This window comes from Nocardia sp. NPDC060255 (assembly GCF_042727395.1).
GTDB lineage: Bacteria > Actinomycetota > Actinomycetes > Mycobacteriales > Mycobacteriaceae > Nocardia.
Map to the genome: position 1 here is coordinate 1,249,896 of NZ_JBHXAU010000001.1, position 16,534 is coordinate 1,266,429.

Consider the following 16,534-nt stretch of genomic DNA (forward strand, 5'->3'; position numbering starts at 1 on the left):
CCTTACTGTTCGGCCTTGCGCGCGGCCAGATCGTCGTCGAACCGGGCGCGGATCTCGTCGGCGACACCGGCGAGATTGAGTTCGAAGGTGAATCCCTGCTCGTACCGGTAGCTGCGGTGCACGTCCTGCGGGTCGATGCCGTTGAGCGCGCGCTTGGCCGCGCGGATCACCCGGCCGTCCTTGGCCGCGATGTTCTTGGCGACTTCCATTGCCGCGGCGTCGAGTTCGGCGCGCGGCACCACCTGATACACCGAGCCGAAGTGCTGCAACTGCTGCGCGGTGATGGTGCTCGCGGTGTAGAACAGCGCCCGCATCAGATGCTGCGGCACCAGCCGGGACAGGTGGGTGGCCGCGCCGAGCGCGCCGCGATCCACCTCGGGCAGGCCGAAAGTGGCGTCGTCCGAGGCGATCACGACGTCCGCGTTACCGACCAGGCCGATTCCGCCGCCGAGACAGAAGCCCTGCACCACCGCGATCACCGGCACCGGGCAGTCGTACACCGCCGCAAAGGCCTCGAAGCAGCCATGATTGGCGTCGATCAGCGCCTGATGACCCGGCTTGCTCTGGATCTCCTTGATATCGACACCGGCGTTGAAACCGCGATTCTCGGCGCGCAGCACCACGACTCGCGTTTCCCTGTCCCGCCCGGCCTCCCGGACGGCGTCGGCGATATCGAACCAGCCGTCCGTCGGTATCGCGTTGACCGGCGGATAGTCGACCGTGACCACGGTGATGCCGGTTGATTCGGAGTGACGGTTGATCCCCATCGACTATCCCTTCGTGCAGGCCACGGCCCACCGTGAGCGACCAGGCTCGGCCGGGCCCAGCATTGGCAAAGCAAGCAGTTGCTTGGTAGGTTAGCACGGTGGCACTCGAAATCGATCTGGCCGACCGCGTAGTTCTGGTGACCGGCGGCGTCCGTGGCGTGGGTGCCGGGGTGAGCAGGGCGTTCCTCGCCGCGGGTGCGACGGTGCTCGCCTGCGCCCGGCGGCCGGGCGACGCACCGGTCGAGGCCGACGGCCGCGCCATCGAATTCCTGCCCTGTGATATTCGCGACTCCGATGCGGTGCGCGGACTGATCGATGCGGTCATCGCGCGCCATGGTCGCCTCGACCACCTCGTCAACAACGCGGGCGGCGCCCCGTTCGCGCTGGCCGCCACCGCGAGCAAGAACTTCCACGCCAAGATCGTCGAGCTGAATCTGCTTGCGCCGCTGCTGGTTTCCCAGGCGGCGAACACGGTCATGCAGCAGCAGCCGGACGGCGGCTCGATCGTCAACATCTCCAGTGTCAGCGGCCACCGGCCGTCCCCGGGCACCGCCGCCTACGGCGCGGCCAAGGCCGGGATGGACAGCCTGACCGCGTCGCTCGCCGTCGAATGGGCGCCCAAGGTGCGGGTCAACTCGCTCGTCGTCGGCCCGGTCGTCACCGAGCAGAGCCAGCTGCACTACGGCGACCAGGCCGGCATCGACGCGGTGGGACAGACCATCCCGCTCGGCCGGATGGCCGAGCCGGACGACGTCGGCCGCTGCGCCGTCTTCCTCGCCTCCCCGCTGGCCGGCTACGTCAGCGGGGCCGCCCTGCTGGTGCACGGCGGTGGCGAGCGCCCCGCCTTCCTGGCCGCGTCCACCGCGGACATCGGTCAGCAGTCCTGAAAACAACGGACACCCACGAAGAGGACACAGGTATGGACACCGAGCAGATCTGCGCAGGCCGCACCGTCATCGTCACCGGCGCGGGCCGCGGCATCGGACGCGCACACGCCCTCGCCTTCGCCGCCGCCGGAGCGCGGGTGGTGGTCAACGATCTCGGCTCGGCGCTGGACGGCGCCGCGACCGGCGAGACCCCCGCCGAGCAGGTCGTCGCGGAGATCGCCGCGCTCGGCGGCACGGCCGTGGCCAACGGCGACGACATCGCGGATTGGCAAGGCGGCCAACGGCTTATCCGCCAGGCGGTGGACACCTTCGGCGGGCTGGACGTGCTGGTCAACAACGCAGGCTTCGTTCGCGACCGGATGCTGGTCAACCTCGGCGAGGACGAGTGGGACGCGGTGATCCGGGTCCACCTCAAGGGGCACTTCGTCACCATGCGGCATGCGATCGAGTACTGGCGCGGGGAGTCGAAAGCGGGTCGTCCGGTCGACGGCCGGATCATCAACACCAGCTCCGGCGCCGGCCTGCAGGGCAGCGTCGGTCAGGGCAACTACGGCGCGGCCAAGGCGGGCATCGCGGGACTCACACTGACGGCTGCCGCGGAGTTCGCCCGCTACGGAGTGACTGTGAATTCCATCGCACCTGCGGCCCGGACGCGGATGACCGAAACCGTGTTTGCCGAGACGATGGCGCGACCGGACGACGGCTTCGACGCGATGGCTCCGGAGAACATTTCGCCGCTGGTCGTCTGGCTCGGCAGCGCGCAATCCGCGGCGGTCACCGGACGCATGTTCGAGGTCGAGGGCGGGAAAGTGGCCCTGGCCGACGGGTGGCGGCACGGCGTCGCGGTCGATCGCGGCGCCAGGTGGTCGCCTGCCGAACTGGGCCCGGTGGTAGCTGACCTGATTGCCAAGGGGATGCCGCCCGAACCGGTGTATGGGGCCTGACCAGGCTTACGACCTTCTTCCTGCGCACCTACCGATAGGGGTTTACTATGGCCCCCATCCGTTAAAAGTCCCGTGTGAGAGTCGCGACCGGGTGAGATCTGCGCTTTATGAATGAGGGGAAGGTCCGGCGCATGGCCATTGGTCGCACGTTCCGTGTGGTCGCGGTAGCTGGGATTGTGGCCGGCTTTGCGCTACTCGGCCCGGTCGCGGCCGAAGCACAGCCCTCGCAACGGTGTCCAGGATGCGCTGTAGACCCCGCTCCGCCGCCCTATGACACCGGAGATCCCTGGTACCCACTGTCGGTGCCCGGTCAGCCCACAGACGTCAGCGCGGTGCCGACCAATCCCGCGATCGGTTCGGGCTCGGCCGCCGGTTCCGCCGCTGCCGGTTCCGCTGCGGCCGGCGGATCGGCGGCAGGCGGTTCCGCGGCGGCCGGTGGTTCAGCTGCGGCCGGTGCCGCCGGTTCTGCCGGACTCGGCGCAGTGCTCGGTACCGGATCCGCCGGGCTCGGTTTGACGCTCGGTTCGGGTTCGGCCGGACTCGGCATCGTCCTCGGCGCCGGTTCTGCCGGGCTCGGCGTCACCGGTTCCGCGGGTGTTGGTGCGCTGGCAACGGGCTCCGCCGCCGTGGGGTCAGCCGGAATCGGTGTGGGCGCAACAGGTTCCGCCGCAGTGGGTTCCGCAGGTGTCGGTTCGGCCGGTGTCGGTTCTGCTGGTGTCGGCTCGGCCGGAGTCGGCTCCGCCGGTGTCGGTTCGGCCGCAACCGGTTCTGCCGCAGTGGGTTCCGCCGCTGTCGGCTCGGCGGCTGTCGGTTCCGCCGCCCCGCTGCTGCTGCTCTTGATCCCGATCCCCGCGCCGCCCGCTCCCCCCGCCGCGCCGCCGGTCGCGGTCCCGCCGGTGCCCTCCCCGGTGATACCGGCCATCCCGGCGCTGCCGGTACTCGTGCCCGCGCCCGCCGCGGCTCCGGCGGCGGTGCCACCGCCGCCTCCGCCTGCCCCGCCCGCCCCGGTGCAGGCGGCCCCCGCCAAGCCCAACCCCGACGTGCGCCCGACAAGCGCCAACGACGGGCTCCCCAAACCCAAACTGCTCTCGGTGATCGGCGGCCTGCTGGCCCTCGGGTTGGCCGGAGCCGGTTCCGGCGCAGTGAGTTTCCAGGGTGCCTCGGCCGCGCAGGCCCGAGTCGACGCCGCCCGTGCCATGTTCTTCCCGAGGCCGTGAGGGTGCAGGCATGAGTGAAAGCAAGACTCAGAGCAGCTCGCGGTCTTACCGTCGGGTCGCGGCTGCGGTGGATGCTGTGTGTGCCGTCGCGGCGGACTCCGATGCGACCACCCTCGACGAGGTGGTGCTCGCCATCGCCAGCGAGCGGCATCGCGAAATCGAAATCGCCAGTGCGGAATTGGGGCCGGGAGTGTGCGGGCAGCGCAGGCTCTACCCCGATCGCGACGTGATCGTGCTGGCCCGGTCACTGCCGAGCCGGGAGCACACCTTGGCACATGAGTTGGGGCACATCGTGTTCAACCACGAGGGCGCACCCGCGCCCGAGGTGACCTTGGAAGCCAGCGACGATCTGATCGCGTACATGCTGAGCCAGCGGGCGCACCAGCAGATCGTCGACGACGGCGCCGACGAGCTCGCCGAGTGGGAGGCCGAGACCTTCGCCGCCATGCTGATGACCCGGCTTCGCGTGTTCAACAGCCGGGGCGCAGGCGTCTCGGTCCTTCGATTCGATGAGGCGCTGGGATGACCCTCTGGTTGACGGCACTGCTGGTCTGGATGGCGGCCGGCGCGCGCGTGGGGCGCGTGCTGGTGAAGCCGGCCACCACGGCCCGGGTGGCCATCGTGGTCGCGGTCGCCGCCGTCGCGCTGGCCGCCACCGTCGCGGTGCCCGAGATCGCCGTGGCCATCGACAACCTGCGCCCGCACGGCGTGCACGCGGGCTGGCTGTCCGACGGTGTGGTGGTGTCGTCCTGGATCGCCTTCGTGACGGCCACCTCGGTGGTCGCCTCGGCCGCCTGGCCGGTGGTCTCCCGGCAGAACCTGCGTCAGGTCGCCATGGTGATCTACAGCATCGGTCTGGTGGCGGTGGCCGCGGCCATCGCGTGGTCGTTCACCTTCGGCTGGGAGGTCGTCGCGTTCGGCGCGGTGTTCATCGTCATCACCGGCCTGCGCAACCTCGACTGGACCACGCTCGGTCGCGGCATCGCGATCTACACCACCGGGTCCGCGGTGGTCGCGGTGCTCGCGGTGCTGGAAATTCGGCGCGCGTTCACCGACGCGCCACCGGTGCCGCCGGCCCAGCCGAACTGGGCGTGGCAGGCGTGGGAAATCGCGAGCCTGCTCGTCGCGTTCGGCGCCGTGTGGATCGTGGTGGAGCTGTGGGTGCGCGCGCGGGTGCTGCTGCGCCAGATTCGGCTGCTGCACCGCATCATGATCGGTCGCTTCCCCGAGGTGGTCGCGCACGACCAGACCGGCACGTCGACTCAGTTGAAGGCGTCCGACCAAGTGGCACAGATCATGGACGCCCTGTATCTGCAGTCGGGCGGTGGCGTGGTGCTCGCCGCGGTGCCGCCGCCGCCCCGATCGGTGGCCGAGCGCGCGGACACCGTGGCGCAGTGGGCGAGAAACCCTTTGGGCGATGTGGCGGTCGACGCGCGGTGGATTGCTCCGCCGGAGGGGATTAGTCCGCGTGGCTGGGTCCAGGCGATCGCCAGGGCGTATGACGCGACATCGCTGGAGCACGTCCGAAATTGAGCGCGAAGGGCGCCAGCGTGTATTCCACGCACTAGTGCGTGCTGCGAGATGAGCGTCCGGGACAGTAGTCCCGGATACGGTTGAGTCGAAATCAGTTGTCCCGGGAAAACTTGCGCGTGCGCTAGTTCCAAAATTGTCGAATGTGCTTGCACCCGGCGGAGATCGAGACATCGTCAGCGGCCTTGACACGGCACGCCCCTATTTCTCCGGGCCCACCCTGTCCGCTCTCCGCATTGGACGCACACATAACACAGCACAGTGCGACCCGGACGGGTCGCACTGTGCTTGTCGTGCAAGCGAACCTATTCGGTGCCATCCGGAGGAATTTCGGGCAAGCCTTCACTTGCCCGCAACTTCTCCGCCATGGACGTGAGTAGGTTCTGAGATTCTTCGGACAGGTCGAACGCTCTACTCGACAGCCGTCGCAGTCCGTAGCCCTGCAGCTGGGACAGCAACTCCAGATCATGATCGATCTTGGCGGCATAGATGTCGTTGAAGAAGTAGTCCGGCTTGACCTTGAAGAACTTCGCCAGGGCGGCCACCGTCTCATCGGACGGGTTCGTCCGTTGTCCCGACCGCAACTGCGACAGGTACGGTTTCGAGATCGGATGTCCGGAGGCAGTCAGCGCAGCCGCAACCTCCGCGTTGGTGTGCGGCTTACGCCCCGGGGGATGCACGGTTTCGAACAGCTTGTTCAGCCGCGCCGCGAAATCAGCCATTGTGAGCCGCCCAATTCCCTTCGCTGTACTAACAGTCGTTATCTCGGATACGTATCATTGATATTAGCGGCTCAGTAACTGAAAACCTACGCCTGATTCCGGATTTCCTTGAAGCTTCTAGGTGCCGCTCCGGCGAAGGCACTGGGACCGTCGCGTTTGCGGGTCACCCCAACGGCTCTCGAGAAGCCGAGGTACGGACCGGTTCTGGCCCGTCGCGGAGGTCTTCCCCGATACGGTCCTGATAGCGGAAAGATAGCTGACGTCTCATCTAGTTGCAAGTCGAAGACATCATGTGGCGTACGACACGTTTCCGGGCCTGGGGGATGAACGTTCAACAATCCTGTTTCCAGGGGTTGAAGGCCCTAAATCCGTTCGATGATGGTCCCTGTCGCCAATGCGCCACCGGCACACATCAGCACCATGGCGGTGCTGCGGCCGGTTCGCTCCAGCTCGTGCAAAGCCGTTGTGATGAGCCGGGATCCGGTCGAGCCGACCGGATGGCCGAGCGCGATCGCGCCGCCGTTGACGTTCACCCGGTCCATGTCGGGCCGGTGCACCGAGGCCCACGACAACGCCACCGAGGCGAACGCCTCATTGATTTCGAAGAGATCGATGTCGGAGATGGTCATACCCGATCGCTCCAGTAGCCGCGAGCAGGCCTGAACCGGGCCGTCCAGATGGAACTCCGGCTCCGCGCCGACCAACGCCTGGGTGACGATCCGCGCGCGCGGCCGCAATCCGGCTCGCTGCGCGGCCTTTTCGTCCATCAGCAGCACCGCGGCGGCGCCGTCGGAGATCTGCGACGAGCTGCCCGCGGTGTGAATGCCACCCTCCAGCACCGGCTTCAGCTTTGCCAGCCCCTCGATGGTCGTCTCGCGCAGGCCCTGATCGCGTGACACGTCCAGCTTCTCGCCCGTCAGGTTTCCCTCTTTATCTACTGCGGGTGCGGAGATGGTCAGCACCTCGCGATCGAAGCGACCTTCGGCCCAGGCCTGTCCGGCCAGGCGCTGCGAGCGGGCGCCGAATTCGTCGACGTCGGCGCGAGTGATGCCGCGCCGCTTGGCAATCCGCTCGGCCGCCTCGAACTGATTCGGCAGGTCGATGTTCCAGGATGCGGGCCTGCGCGGCCCGGCGTGCTCGCCGACGTTGGCGCCCAACGGAACTCGGCTCATCGCCTCGATGCCGCAGGCGACGCCGATGTCGATGGCGCCGGTCGCGATGAGCCCGGCGATGAGGTGATTGGCCTGCTGGGCCGAGCCGCACTGCGCGTCGATGGTGGTCGCGCCGACCTGCCAGGGCAATCCGGCGTGCAGCCAGGCGACCCGGGTCACGTTGTTGGACTGCTCGCCCGCCTGGGTGACGCAGCCGCCGATGACCTGCTCGACCAGGGCCGGATCCAGGTGCGCGCGCTCGAGCAGTCCGCGCTGGGCCAGGCCGAGCAGCTCGCTGGCGTGCAGGCCGGCCAGCCAGCCGCCGCGCTTGCCGATGGGGGTGCGAGCGGCCTCGACGATGACGGGTGTGCCCATGTCCAACCTTTCGTTCGATACGGAAACTGAAACGAGTTCCGGTAGAGAGGAGGCGGTTCTGTCCGGTTTCTTCCCTGATCCAGTCGCCTATGCTTCAATGATTATAGAACGTGTTTCAGTTTGTCGAAGGAGACATCTGGTGGTAGACCCTCGGAATGTCCGGCCGAATCTGCCGGACGGATTCGACGTCACAGACCCCGACATTTACGCCGACCGGATTCCGGTCGAGGAATTCGCCGAGCTGCGCCGCACCGCCCCGGTCTGGTGGAATCCGCAGCCGGTCGAGGTCAGTGGCTTCCATGACGAGGGCTTCTGGGTGGTCAGCAAGCACGCCGACGTCAAAGAGGTGTCGCGGCGCGGCGAGGTGTTCTCCACCTTCGAGAACACCGCCATCCCGCGCTTCAACGACGACATCACCCGCGAGCAGATCGAACTGCAGCGGTTCATCCTGCTGAACAAGGACGCTCCGGAACACACCAAGCTGCGCAAAATCATCTCGCGCGGCTTCACCCCGCGCGCGATCAACGGTCTGCGCGAGCGGCTTTCGGCGCGCGCCCACGAGATCGTCCAGGCCGCAGCCGAATCCGGCTCCGGTGACTTCGTCGCCAAGGTCGCGTGCGAGCTGCCGCTGCAGGCGATCGCGGAACTGATCGGCATCCCGGATGAGGACCGGATGAAGGTCTTCACCTGGTCGAACGAGATGACCGGCTACGACGACCCGGACATCGACGTCGATCCGGTCGCCTCATCCGCCGAAATCCTCGGCTACGCCTATCAAATGGCGGCCGACCGCAAGGCCTGTCCGGCCGACGACATCGTCACCAAGCTGGTCGAGGCCGACGTGGACGGTGATCAGCTGACGCCGGAGGAATTCGGCTTCTTCGTGATCCTGCTCGCGGTGGCGGGCAACGAGACGACACGCAACGCGATCACCCACGGCATGATGGCCTTCCTGGACAACCCGGATCAATGGGAGTTGTTCAAGAAGGAGCGTCCGGCGACCGCCGTCGACGAGATCATCCGGTGGGCCTCGCCGATCATCTCGTTCCAGCGGACCGCGCTGGAAGACACCGAACTCGGTGGGGTGCAGATCAAGAAGGGGCAGCGGCTGGTGATGCTGTACCGGTCGGCCAATTTCGACGACGAGGTGTTCGAGAACCCGGAGCAGTTCGACATCATGCGAAAGGACAACCCGCACGTGTCCTTCGGCGGTACCGGCGCGCACTTCTGTGTCGGCGCGAACCTGGCTCGGCTGGAGGTCGACCTGATCTTCAACGCCATCGCCGATCACCTGCCGGATATCACCAAGATCGGTGACCCGAAGCGGCTACGGTCCGGTTGGCTCAACGGCATCAAGGAATTCCCGGTCGATTTCAAGACCTGCCCGGTCGCACACTGACGCCTGCCGGGCGCCGACGAAAAGGGCCCTCGCACCGGTAGTCCCCACTCCGGTTCGAGGGCCCTTCGCCCGTTGGTTCAGCTGATCTTCTTCGCCGTCGCCATCGCCCGGTCCACTTCCCAAAATGCCCGCAGTGCAGCGATTTTGCCGGATTCATCGACGCGGTAGGTGAAGACCCCATCGGCGTCGATCTGATGACCGCCGAGCGTGCTGCGGATGGTTCCGGTGAACGCGATCTCGTTCCCGCACGCGAACGAGTCGCCGAACAGGAACTCGATCAGCTCCGTCTGCGCGATCGCCTTGTCCCAGAACGCCGCGATCGCCACCTTACCCCGATGGCCCTTGCCCTCGGGGTCGAAACCCGAAGGGCCGATGGGGTCTTCGACGATGCCGTCCTCGGCGAACAGCGCGACCCACGCGTCCTTGTCCCTGGCCCGCACCGCGGCCTGCGAGGCGAGCCCGGCGGTCCGGGCCGGATGGTCGGTGGTGGTCGTCATTTCGATGCCTCCGCGACGATCGGATCTTCGATGTTCGCCGCGGCGAAGCGCCGCAGCGAGTCCTGTTTGGCGGCGAGTTCGCCGTCGAAGCCGATGCCGTCGAACAGCCAGGGGACCACGATCGCGTCGGTGACGCCCGCGTTCGCCAGATCCTGATAGCCGGAACGGCCGAATCGGTCGACGCATACCGCCTGGATCTCGAACGGCACCTCGCCGCGGCCGAATTCGGCGCGTAGCGCGTCGAGCTTGCCGATGGTGCCGCAGAGTTCGTCGTAGGTCATCATGGCCGAGGTCCAGCCGTCGCCCACCCGGGCAGCGCGCCGCAACGCCGCTTCGGTGTGCCCGCCGATGTAGAACGGCACCGGCTCGGTCGGTGCGGGGCTGACCTGCAGTTGGTCGAAATCGAAGAACTCGCCATGGAATTCGACCATGCCGCCGCCGAGGACCAGCTTGATGACCTCGATCATCTCGTCCACCCTGGCGCCGCGCCGGGAGTAGGGCACCCCGCACCACTCGAATTCCTCCGGCGCCCAGCCGATCCCGACGCCGAAGCCGAAGCGGTTGCCGGAAAGATTGGCCACCGAGCCGACCTGGCGGGCCAGCAGCAGCGGATTGCGCGAACCGAGCTTGAGCACGTTGGTGTAGAACCGGATCCGGCTGGTCACCGCCGCCATGGCGGTCGCCCCGATGAGCGGATCGACCCACGGCGTCTCCGGCCCCCAGAACCGGCTGCCGTCGGCGGTATACGGGTACTTCGCCGCCGCCGACTTCATATAGAACAGCGAGTCCGGCAGCGCGATCGACGAGAACCCGCACTCCTCAGCGGTTTTCGCCAGTTCGGGCAGCTGCTCCAGCGGGCTCAGCGCGATGCCGAGGCTGAACTGCAACGGGCTCATGGCTTATCCGACCCAACAACCCACATCGAGAAGTACTGAGACCCACCGCCATACGCGTGGCCGAGCGCCTTGCGGGCCCCCTCGACCTGGCAGGCACCGGCCCGGCCCATCACCTGCTTGGCCGCCTCGGCGAACCGGATGAGCCCGGAGGCGCCGATCGGATTGGAGGAGAGCACGCCGCCGGACGGGTTGACCGGCAGAATGCCGCCGATCTCGGTTTCGCCCTTGTCGGTGAGTTTCCAGCCGTCACCCTGCGGCACGAAGCCGAGGTTTTCCAGCCACATCGGCTCGAACCAGGAGAACGGCACGTAGATCTCGGCCACGTCGATCTCGGTGAGCGGGTCGGTGATGCCCGCGGCTTTCCACAGCGCGGCGGCCGCGTCCTGTCCCGCCTGCGGATTGACCTGATCGCGGCCGGCGAAGGTGGTCGGCTCGGTGCGCATCGCGGTGCCGTGCACCCAGGCGACCTTCTTGCCGGTGGCCTCGACCGCGGTCGCCGCCTCCTCGTCGCCGATCACCAGGGCGCACGCGCCGTCGGAGGACGGGCAGGTCTCGTCGAAACGGATGGGGTCCCACAGCATTTGCGAGGCCAGCACCGATTCCAGGGTGATGTCAGGCTGTTTCAGGTGGGCCAGCGGGTTCTTGGCGCCGTTGCGGCGATCCTTGACCGCGACCATCGCGCCGATATGGCTCGGCGCGTTCGAGCGCCGGATGTAGGAGCGCACGTGCGGGGCGAAGTAGCCGCCCGCACCCGCGCCGACCGGCATGGTGAACGGCACCGGAATCGACAACGCCCACATGGCATTCGACTCCGACTGCTTCTCCCAGGCGATCGCGAGCACCCGCTTGTGCACGCCGGCCTGCACCAGATTGGCGGCGACCACGCCGGTGGAGCCGCCGACCGAACCGGCCGTATGCACCCGCAACAGCGGTTTTCCGGTGGCGCCCAACGCATCCGCCAGATACAGCTCGGGCATCATGACGCCCTCGAACAGGTCCGGCGCCTTGCCGACGACCACCGCGTCGATGTCGGCGATGGTGAGGCCGGCATCGTCGAGTGCGCGATCGATGGCTTCGCGGCACATGCCCGCCATCGATACATCGGTTCTTTTCGTCACGTGATGGGTTTGTCCGGTGCCGAGCACCGCGGCCGGGAAGCTCATCGGCTCGCCTCCGAATCCAGAACTGTCACAAGGTTTTGCTGCAACGCGGGCCCGCTTGTCGCATGAGCGAGTGCGCGATTCGCGTCACCCGCCATGATCGCCTTGGCGGCGAAGCCGATTCGCTCCAGCCCAGCGGCGAACATCGGATTCGCGGCGAGCGCGCCACCCGACGGATTCACCTTCGTGCCGTTCTTCAGTCCGATCGCCTCGGCCAGGATCAGCTGCTGATGACTGAACGGCGCGTGCAGTTCGGCGATGTCGAAGTTGGTATCGCCACCGGTAACCGCCTGTGCCGCAGCCGAAGTGGAGGGCGAGACGGAGAGGTCGCGAGCGCCGAGCACCGGGGTGTCCACCCGATGCGCCATCCCGGTGATCCACGCGGGACGCTCGCAGAGTTCGCGGGCCCGGTCGCCGATCGCCAGCACGATGGCGGCAGCGCCGTCGGTGATCGGGGCGACGTCGTGGGCGCGCAGCGGATCGGCGATATACGGTGCGCCGAGCAGGCTTTCGACGTCGCCGCCGTCGCCTGCCGCGACCGCGGCCATGTCGCGTTCGGTCCAGCGGCCCGCGTCGAGCCCGGCTCTGGCCTGCAGTCCCGCGATGGACCACGCGTCCGGCCACAGCGGCGTCACCAGGTACGGATCGAGCTGCATGGTGAGCACCTGACGTAGCGTGCCCGCCGACGACTTGCCGAAGCCGTACACCAGCGCGGTCTTCGCCTGTCCCGAGCGCAGTTTCACCCACGCCTCGTACAGCGCCCAGGCCGCGTCCATCTCCACGTGCGACTCGTTGATCGGCGGCACCGCGCCGATCGCGTCGATCGCGGAGATGAACGAAAAGGCACGTCCGGCAAGGTAATCCGAGGAGCCGGAGCACCAGAAGTCGATGTCGGACTTGGTGATGCCGAGCTGGCTGTAGAGCTGCTGGAAGCAGGGCACCAGCATCTCCACACCATTGGTGGTGCCGAAGGTCTCCGGCACGTGCGGCGCGTGGGCGAAACCCACGACCGCGATGTCGGTGGCGTTGTCAGTCACGTGCGCCTCTCAGAGGTGGTGCTTGTAGGTGTCGTACTCGGCGTCCGGCTCGCCGGTGGGGCGGAAGTGGTCCACGTTCTCCAGGCCGAAGCCCCACTCCTCGCGTGGCTTCCACACGGCCTCCACCCGCATGCCCATGCGCACTTCGCTTGCCTCGCAACCGAGTACGAGGTGCAGCACGGGGATGTCCGCGCCGTCCAGCAGCACGTAGGCCGCGACGTACGGCGGCTTGATCCGCTGGCCGAGGAACGGCACGTTCACGATGCAGAACGTGGTGACGGTGCCGTGGTCGGGCAGTTCGACGACCTGGTCGGTGGGCCTGCCGTCGGTCGGGTTGGCGCCGCGCGGCGGGAAGTACACCTTGCCCGCGGCGTCGGTGCGGCCGCCGAGCAGCTTGCCTTCGGCCAGTCCGCGCAGGTAGACGGTCTCCTGTGGGGACGCGGTGTGGTTGTAGTTGAGATCGACCGGAGTAGTGATGATGGTGACCGGGTCACCGTCGGCCGCGGTTTCGGCTGGTGCGTCGGACGTTTCGCCGGGTACGAAGCAGGCGATGTCGTGGATGCTGCCGGTGGTCTCCGCGGCCCATCGGACGGTCACTCGCTGACCGGTCTGGATGTCATCGGGCGTGGCGACGTCGACGGCGTGCAGCAGTGCGGTGTCCGCGCCGTCCAGCCGGATCAGCGCCCACGCGAACGGCCGGTCGAACGGCTGGCCGGGCAGCGGCTCGCGCACCCAGGTCCACGATTCGACGGTGCCGGTGTCGGCGACATCGACGAATTCGGTGAGCGGCTCGGCGGTCACCGGATCGTATTCCGGCGGCGGCACCAGCACCCGCCCGTCCGACCCGCGCACGCCGACGATCTTGCGGGCGCGCAGGTTGGTCAGGAAGTTGCCGATCGTCGGTCCCACGGACCGGGTGTAGTCGAATCGCACCCGAAGGGGCGCGCTGAGCACATCGGGCACGGCGTTCAATTCCGACCCTCTCTCATCCGCGATTGTGCCGGATGCAGTATTCCCCTGAGTCACAATGTCGAGTAGAACAGGTTCTTATTCTGCTGGCAAGCAGTTGTCTCGGAAAGGGTGTTCCATGAAGTTCGGACTGCAACTCGGGTACTGGATGGCGCAGCCGCCGCAACATGCGGGGGAGTTGGTGGTCGCGGCCGAGGAAGCCGGGTTCGATGCCGTGTTCGCGGCGGAATCGTGGGGATCGGACGCGTTCGGCCCGCTGACCTGGTGGGGATCGTCGACCGAGCGGGTGCGGCTGGGCACCTCCGTGGTGCAGATGTCGGCCCGCACGCCCGCCGCGACCGCCATGCACGCGCTCACGCTGGATCATCTCAGCGGCGGCCGGGCGATCCTCGGGCTCGGGGTTTCCGGGCCGCAGGTGGTGGAGGGCTGGTACGGGCAGCCGTTCGCCAAGCCGTTGCAGCGCACCCGCGAATATGTCGGGATCATCCGGCGCATCCTCGAGCGGCAAGGGCCGGTCAGCAACGACGGGCCGAATTACCCGCTGCCCTACAGCGGTCCGGGTTCGACCGGACTCGGTAAGCCGCTCAAGCCGATCGTGCATCCGCTACGTGCGGATTTGCCGATCTGGCTCGGCGCGGAAGGCCCGAAGAACGTGGCGCTGACCGCAGAGATCGCGGACGGGTGGCTGGCGATCTACTACGCGCCGCGGCTGGCGAACATGTACAACGACTGGCTGGACGAGGGATTCGCCAGGGCGGGTGCGCGGCGCTCGCGCGAGGATTTCGAGATCGCCGCCAGCTGCCAGGTGGTGATCACCGACGATCCGGCGAGCGAGCTCGAGAAGATGCGCTGGATCATGTCGCTCTACATCGGCGGCATGGGTGCGCCGGAACAGAATTTCCACGCGCAGGTCTATCGGCGGATGGGCTACGAGCGGGAGGTCGATGAGATCGGCAGGCTGTTCCTGTCCGGCAAGAAGGCGGAGGCGGCGGCCGTGGTGCCCGACGAAATGATTCTGGACACCGCGATCATCGGCGACGAGGAGCATGTTCGTAAGCAACTCGGGGTCTGGTCGGCGGCCGGCGTCACCATGATGTTGGTGTCGGCTCCGGATGTTGAGCAATTACGTCGGCTCACCCCCCTTGTTGATATGTAGAACACGTTCTAGATTCAATACTGTGACGACGCAGGAGTCAGTAAAAATTCTCGGTCTCTGGAACATCGCCGAAGCCGAACCCGATCGGATCGCCATGGTCGATCCGGCGGGCCGGGAGGTGACGTATCGCGAATTGGCCACGCTGGCCAACCGGTACGCCACCGGCCTGCGCGGGCTCGGCCTGGAAACCGGCGATGTGCTGGTGAGCATGGTGCACAACTGCGTCGAGGCGATCGCCGCCTACTTCGCGGCGTACCAGGCCGGGCTGTACATCGTCGCGGTGAACTGGCACCTCACCGGCCCCGAGGTCGCCTACATCCTGCAGGACAGTGAGGCCAAGGCGTTCCTGGTCAGCGATCGTTTCGCCGCCACCGGGAAGGCCGCCGCCGACGAGGCGGAACTGCCTGCCGCGGCGCGCTTTTCGGTGGGCGAGATCGAGGGTTTCAAGTCGGTGGCCTGGCTGGGCGCCGCGGATACCGGGCGACCGGCCGACCGCAGCACCGGTGCGCCGATGCTCTACACGTCCGGAACCACCGGGCGGCCCAAGGGTGTTCGGCGTCCGCTCACCGGCGCGGACCCGGATGTCGTTCCGCCGCATACCGGCGCGTTCTTCGGCCTGTTCGAGCTGGCGCCGTACGACGATCACGTGCACATCTGCGGCTCGCCGCTCTATCACACCGCGGTGCTGAACTTCGCGACCATTTCGATCCAGTTGGGGCACAAGCTGGTGCTGATGGATCGCTGGGAAGCCGAGGAGATGTTGCGGCTGATCGACAAGTACCGGGTGACGCACAGTCACATGGTGCCGACCCAGTTCCATAGGCTGCTCGCGCTGCCCGAGGCGGTGCGCGCCAAGTACGACGTGTCCTCGCTGCGCAGCATGGTGCACGGCGCCGCGCCGTGCCCGCAGGAGACCAAGCGGAAGATGCTCGAGTGGTGGGGTCCGACCGTCACCGAGTACTACGCGGCCACCGAGGGCGGCGGCACGGTGATCAACGGGACCGAGTGGCTGCGCAAGCCCGGCTCGGTCGGCAAGGCATGGCCGTGGTCGGTGATCAAGGTGCTCAGCGAGGAAGACGGCACCGAGGTCCCCGCCAATGAGCCCGGCCTGGTCTACATGCGCATGGGCGCTTCGAGTTTCGAGTACCACCACGACAAAGCCAAGACCGAGGACTCCCGCGTCGGCGACCTCTTCACCGTCGGCGACATCGGCCACCTAGACGAGGACGGCTACCTCTACCTGCACGACCGCCGCTCCGACCTGATCCTGTCCGGCGGCGTGAACATCTACCCGGCCGAGATCGAAAACGTCCTGATCACCCACCCAAAGGTCGCCGACGTAGCAGTCTTCGGCATCCCACACCCCGATTGGGGCGCCGAGGTCAAGGCCGTCGTGCAACCCGCAGAGGGCATCGAAGGCACCCCCGAACTCACCACCGAGCTACTCACCTTCGCCGCAACACAATTAGCAAAGTACAAAATGCCAAAGTCGGTCGACTACCTAGCCGAACTCCCCCGAGACCCCAACGGCAAACTCTACAAGCGCAAACTCCGCGAGCGCTACGTCCCCGCGTCGTAACCGCCCACCGAGTCGAGAGTCATATGGTCGCTAAACGATCTTGACCAGCAACCATATGACTCTGCTCGATGGCGCCAACGACCATTTGACTCTGCTCGATCACGCCGACGCCAGCGCCCACGTGACTTGCCTCGCTTTTCCCGAGCATCTTTGAACCGGACCACAGCCAGTCTTCACGCTGGAACTCAAGCGTTGCCCATCACAAGCCGCGGAAGAGCAGGTCGGGTACCCCACCTGACGTGCCCAGC

Annotated in this window: 16 protein-coding genes; 8 read left to right on the forward strand and 8 right to left on the reverse strand. The window is 67.1% G+C overall.

All coding sequences use genetic code 11. The annotated features are described in order from the left end of the window. Positions 1-2: 2 nt before the first annotated feature. Positions 3-767 carry an enoyl-CoA hydratase family protein gene (locus tag ACFWF1_RS05805; RefSeq protein WP_379282058.1) on the reverse strand — a complete coding sequence of 255 codons (765 nt, stop codon included), beginning with the start codon at positions 765-767 and terminating at the stop codon, positions 3-5. Between the two features lie 98 nt (positions 768-865). On the opposite strand from ACFWF1_RS05805, the gene ACFWF1_RS05810 reads away from it, so the two are divergent. From ACFWF1_RS05810 to ACFWF1_RS05830, 5 genes are all read left to right on the forward strand, one after another. Next, positions 866-1,654 carry an SDR family oxidoreductase gene (locus ACFWF1_RS05810; RefSeq protein WP_379282059.1) on the forward strand — a complete coding sequence of 263 codons (789 nt, stop codon included), beginning with the start codon at positions 866-868 and terminating at the stop codon, positions 1,652-1,654. A gap of 32 nt (positions 1,655-1,686) precedes the next feature. After that, complete coding sequence (locus tag ACFWF1_RS05815; RefSeq protein ID WP_379282060.1) at positions 1,687-2,598, forward strand: SDR family oxidoreductase; 912 nt, start codon at positions 1,687-1,689, stop codon at positions 2,596-2,598. 302 nt (positions 2,599-2,900) lie between these two features. Continuing rightward, positions 2,901-3,815 (forward strand): hypothetical protein, encoded by a 915-nt coding sequence (locus tag ACFWF1_RS05820; protein WP_379282061.1) that lies wholly within the window; start codon positions 2,901-2,903, stop codon positions 3,813-3,815. Positions 3,816-3,825: 10 nt separating this feature from the next. Beyond that, positions 3,826-4,341, forward strand: a complete 516-nt coding sequence (locus ACFWF1_RS05825; RefSeq protein WP_379282062.1) for an ImmA/IrrE family metallo-endopeptidase — start codon at positions 3,826-3,828, stop codon at positions 4,339-4,341. Beyond that, complete coding sequence (locus tag ACFWF1_RS05830; RefSeq protein WP_379282063.1) at positions 4,338-5,348, forward strand: hypothetical protein; 1,011 nt, start codon at positions 4,338-4,340, stop codon at positions 5,346-5,348. Before ACFWF1_RS05825 ends, ACFWF1_RS05830 begins: the two co-directional genes overlap by 4 nt. A gap of 302 nt (positions 5,349-5,650) precedes the next feature. Here ACFWF1_RS05830 and ACFWF1_RS05835 read toward each other — a convergent pair whose 3' ends face one another. Continuing rightward, on the reverse strand, positions 5,651-6,067 hold the full coding sequence (locus tag ACFWF1_RS05835; RefSeq protein ID WP_011207048.1) for a helix-turn-helix domain-containing protein: 417 nt from the start codon (positions 6,065-6,067) through the stop codon (positions 5,651-5,653). A gap of 362 nt (positions 6,068-6,429) precedes the next feature. Further along, positions 6,430-7,593 (reverse strand): steroid 3-ketoacyl-CoA thiolase, encoded by a 1,164-nt coding sequence (locus ACFWF1_RS05840; RefSeq protein WP_379282064.1) that lies wholly within the window; start codon positions 7,591-7,593, stop codon positions 6,430-6,432. 97 nt (positions 7,594-7,690) lie between these two features. On the opposite strand from ACFWF1_RS05840, the gene ACFWF1_RS05845 reads away from it, so the two are divergent. Further along, positions 7,691-8,992 (forward strand): cytochrome P450, encoded by a 1,302-nt coding sequence (locus ACFWF1_RS05845; protein ID WP_379282065.1) that lies wholly within the window; start codon positions 7,691-7,693, stop codon positions 8,990-8,992. Positions 8,993-9,069: 77 nt separating this feature from the next. Here ACFWF1_RS05845 and ACFWF1_RS05850 read toward each other — a convergent pair whose 3' ends face one another. From ACFWF1_RS05850 to ACFWF1_RS05870, 5 genes are read right to left on the reverse strand one after another with little or no spacing between them, the layout of a single operon-like run. Further along, positions 9,070-9,489, reverse strand: a complete 420-nt coding sequence (locus ACFWF1_RS05850) for a nuclear transport factor 2 family protein (RefSeq protein WP_379282066.1) — start codon at positions 9,487-9,489, stop codon at positions 9,070-9,072. After that, positions 9,486-10,376, reverse strand: a complete 891-nt coding sequence (locus tag ACFWF1_RS05855) for a TIGR03619 family F420-dependent LLM class oxidoreductase (protein WP_379282326.1) — start codon at positions 10,374-10,376, stop codon at positions 9,486-9,488. The genes ACFWF1_RS05850 and ACFWF1_RS05855 overlap by 4 nt, the downstream gene beginning before the upstream one ends. A gap of 5 nt (positions 10,377-10,381) precedes the next feature. Next, positions 10,382-11,548 carry a thiolase domain-containing protein gene (locus ACFWF1_RS05860; RefSeq protein WP_379282067.1) on the reverse strand — a complete coding sequence of 389 codons (1,167 nt, stop codon included), beginning with the start codon at positions 11,546-11,548 and terminating at the stop codon, positions 10,382-10,384. Next, entirely contained in the window at positions 11,545-12,582 is a 1,038-nt protein-coding gene (locus ACFWF1_RS05865) for a thiolase domain-containing protein (protein ID WP_379282068.1), read from the reverse strand. The genes ACFWF1_RS05860 and ACFWF1_RS05865 overlap by 4 nt, the downstream gene beginning before the upstream one ends. 9 nt (positions 12,583-12,591) lie before the next feature. Further along, positions 12,592-13,554, reverse strand: coding sequence for a Zn-ribbon domain-containing OB-fold protein (locus ACFWF1_RS05870; protein WP_379282069.1), 963 nt, complete (start codon positions 13,552-13,554; stop codon positions 12,592-12,594). Between the two features lie 115 nt (positions 13,555-13,669). On the opposite strand from ACFWF1_RS05870, the gene ACFWF1_RS05875 reads away from it, so the two are divergent. Both ACFWF1_RS05875 and ACFWF1_RS05880 read left to right on the forward strand, forming a co-directional pair. Then, entirely contained in the window at positions 13,670-14,707 is a 1,038-nt protein-coding gene (locus tag ACFWF1_RS05875; protein ID WP_379282070.1) for an LLM class F420-dependent oxidoreductase, read from the forward strand. 22 nt (positions 14,708-14,729) lie between these two features. Further along, positions 14,730-16,286 carry an acyl-CoA synthetase gene (locus tag ACFWF1_RS05880; RefSeq protein WP_379282071.1) on the forward strand — a complete coding sequence of 519 codons (1,557 nt, stop codon included), beginning with the start codon at positions 14,730-14,732 and terminating at the stop codon, positions 16,284-16,286. Positions 16,287-16,534 lie beyond the last annotated feature (248 nt).

Coding starts and splice junctions, on each gene's coding strand:
- ACFWF1_RS05805 (WP_379282058.1), bottom strand. CDS start 767: ATGGGGATCAACCGTCACTCCGAATCAACCGGCATCACCGTGGTCACG.
- ACFWF1_RS05815 (WP_379282060.1), top strand. CDS start 1,687: ATGGACACCGAGCAGATCTGCGCAGGCCGCACCGTCATCGTCACCGGC.
- ACFWF1_RS05825 (WP_379282062.1), top strand. CDS start 3,826: ATGAGTGAAAGCAAGACTCAGAGCAGCTCGCGGTCTTACCGTCGGGTC.
- ACFWF1_RS05830 (WP_379282063.1), top strand. CDS start 4,338: ATGACCCTCTGGTTGACGGCACTGCTGGTCTGGATGGCGGCCGGCGCG.
- ACFWF1_RS05835 (WP_011207048.1), bottom strand. CDS start 6,067: ATGGCTGATTTCGCGGCGCGGCTGAACAAGCTGTTCGAAACCGTGCAT.
- ACFWF1_RS05840 (WP_379282064.1), bottom strand. CDS start 7,593: ATGGGCACACCCGTCATCGTCGAGGCCGCTCGCACCCCCATCGGCAAG.
- ACFWF1_RS05845 (WP_379282065.1), top strand. CDS start 7,691: ATGATTATAGAACGTGTTTCAGTTTGTCGAAGGAGACATCTGGTGGTA.
- ACFWF1_RS05850 (WP_379282066.1), bottom strand. CDS start 9,489: ATGACGACCACCACCGACCATCCGGCCCGGACCGCCGGGCTCGCCTCG.
- ACFWF1_RS05860 (WP_379282067.1), bottom strand. CDS start 11,548: ATGAGCTTCCCGGCCGCGGTGCTCGGCACCGGACAAACCCATCACGTG.
- ACFWF1_RS05875 (WP_379282070.1), top strand. CDS start 13,670: ATGAAGTTCGGACTGCAACTCGGGTACTGGATGGCGCAGCCGCCGCAA.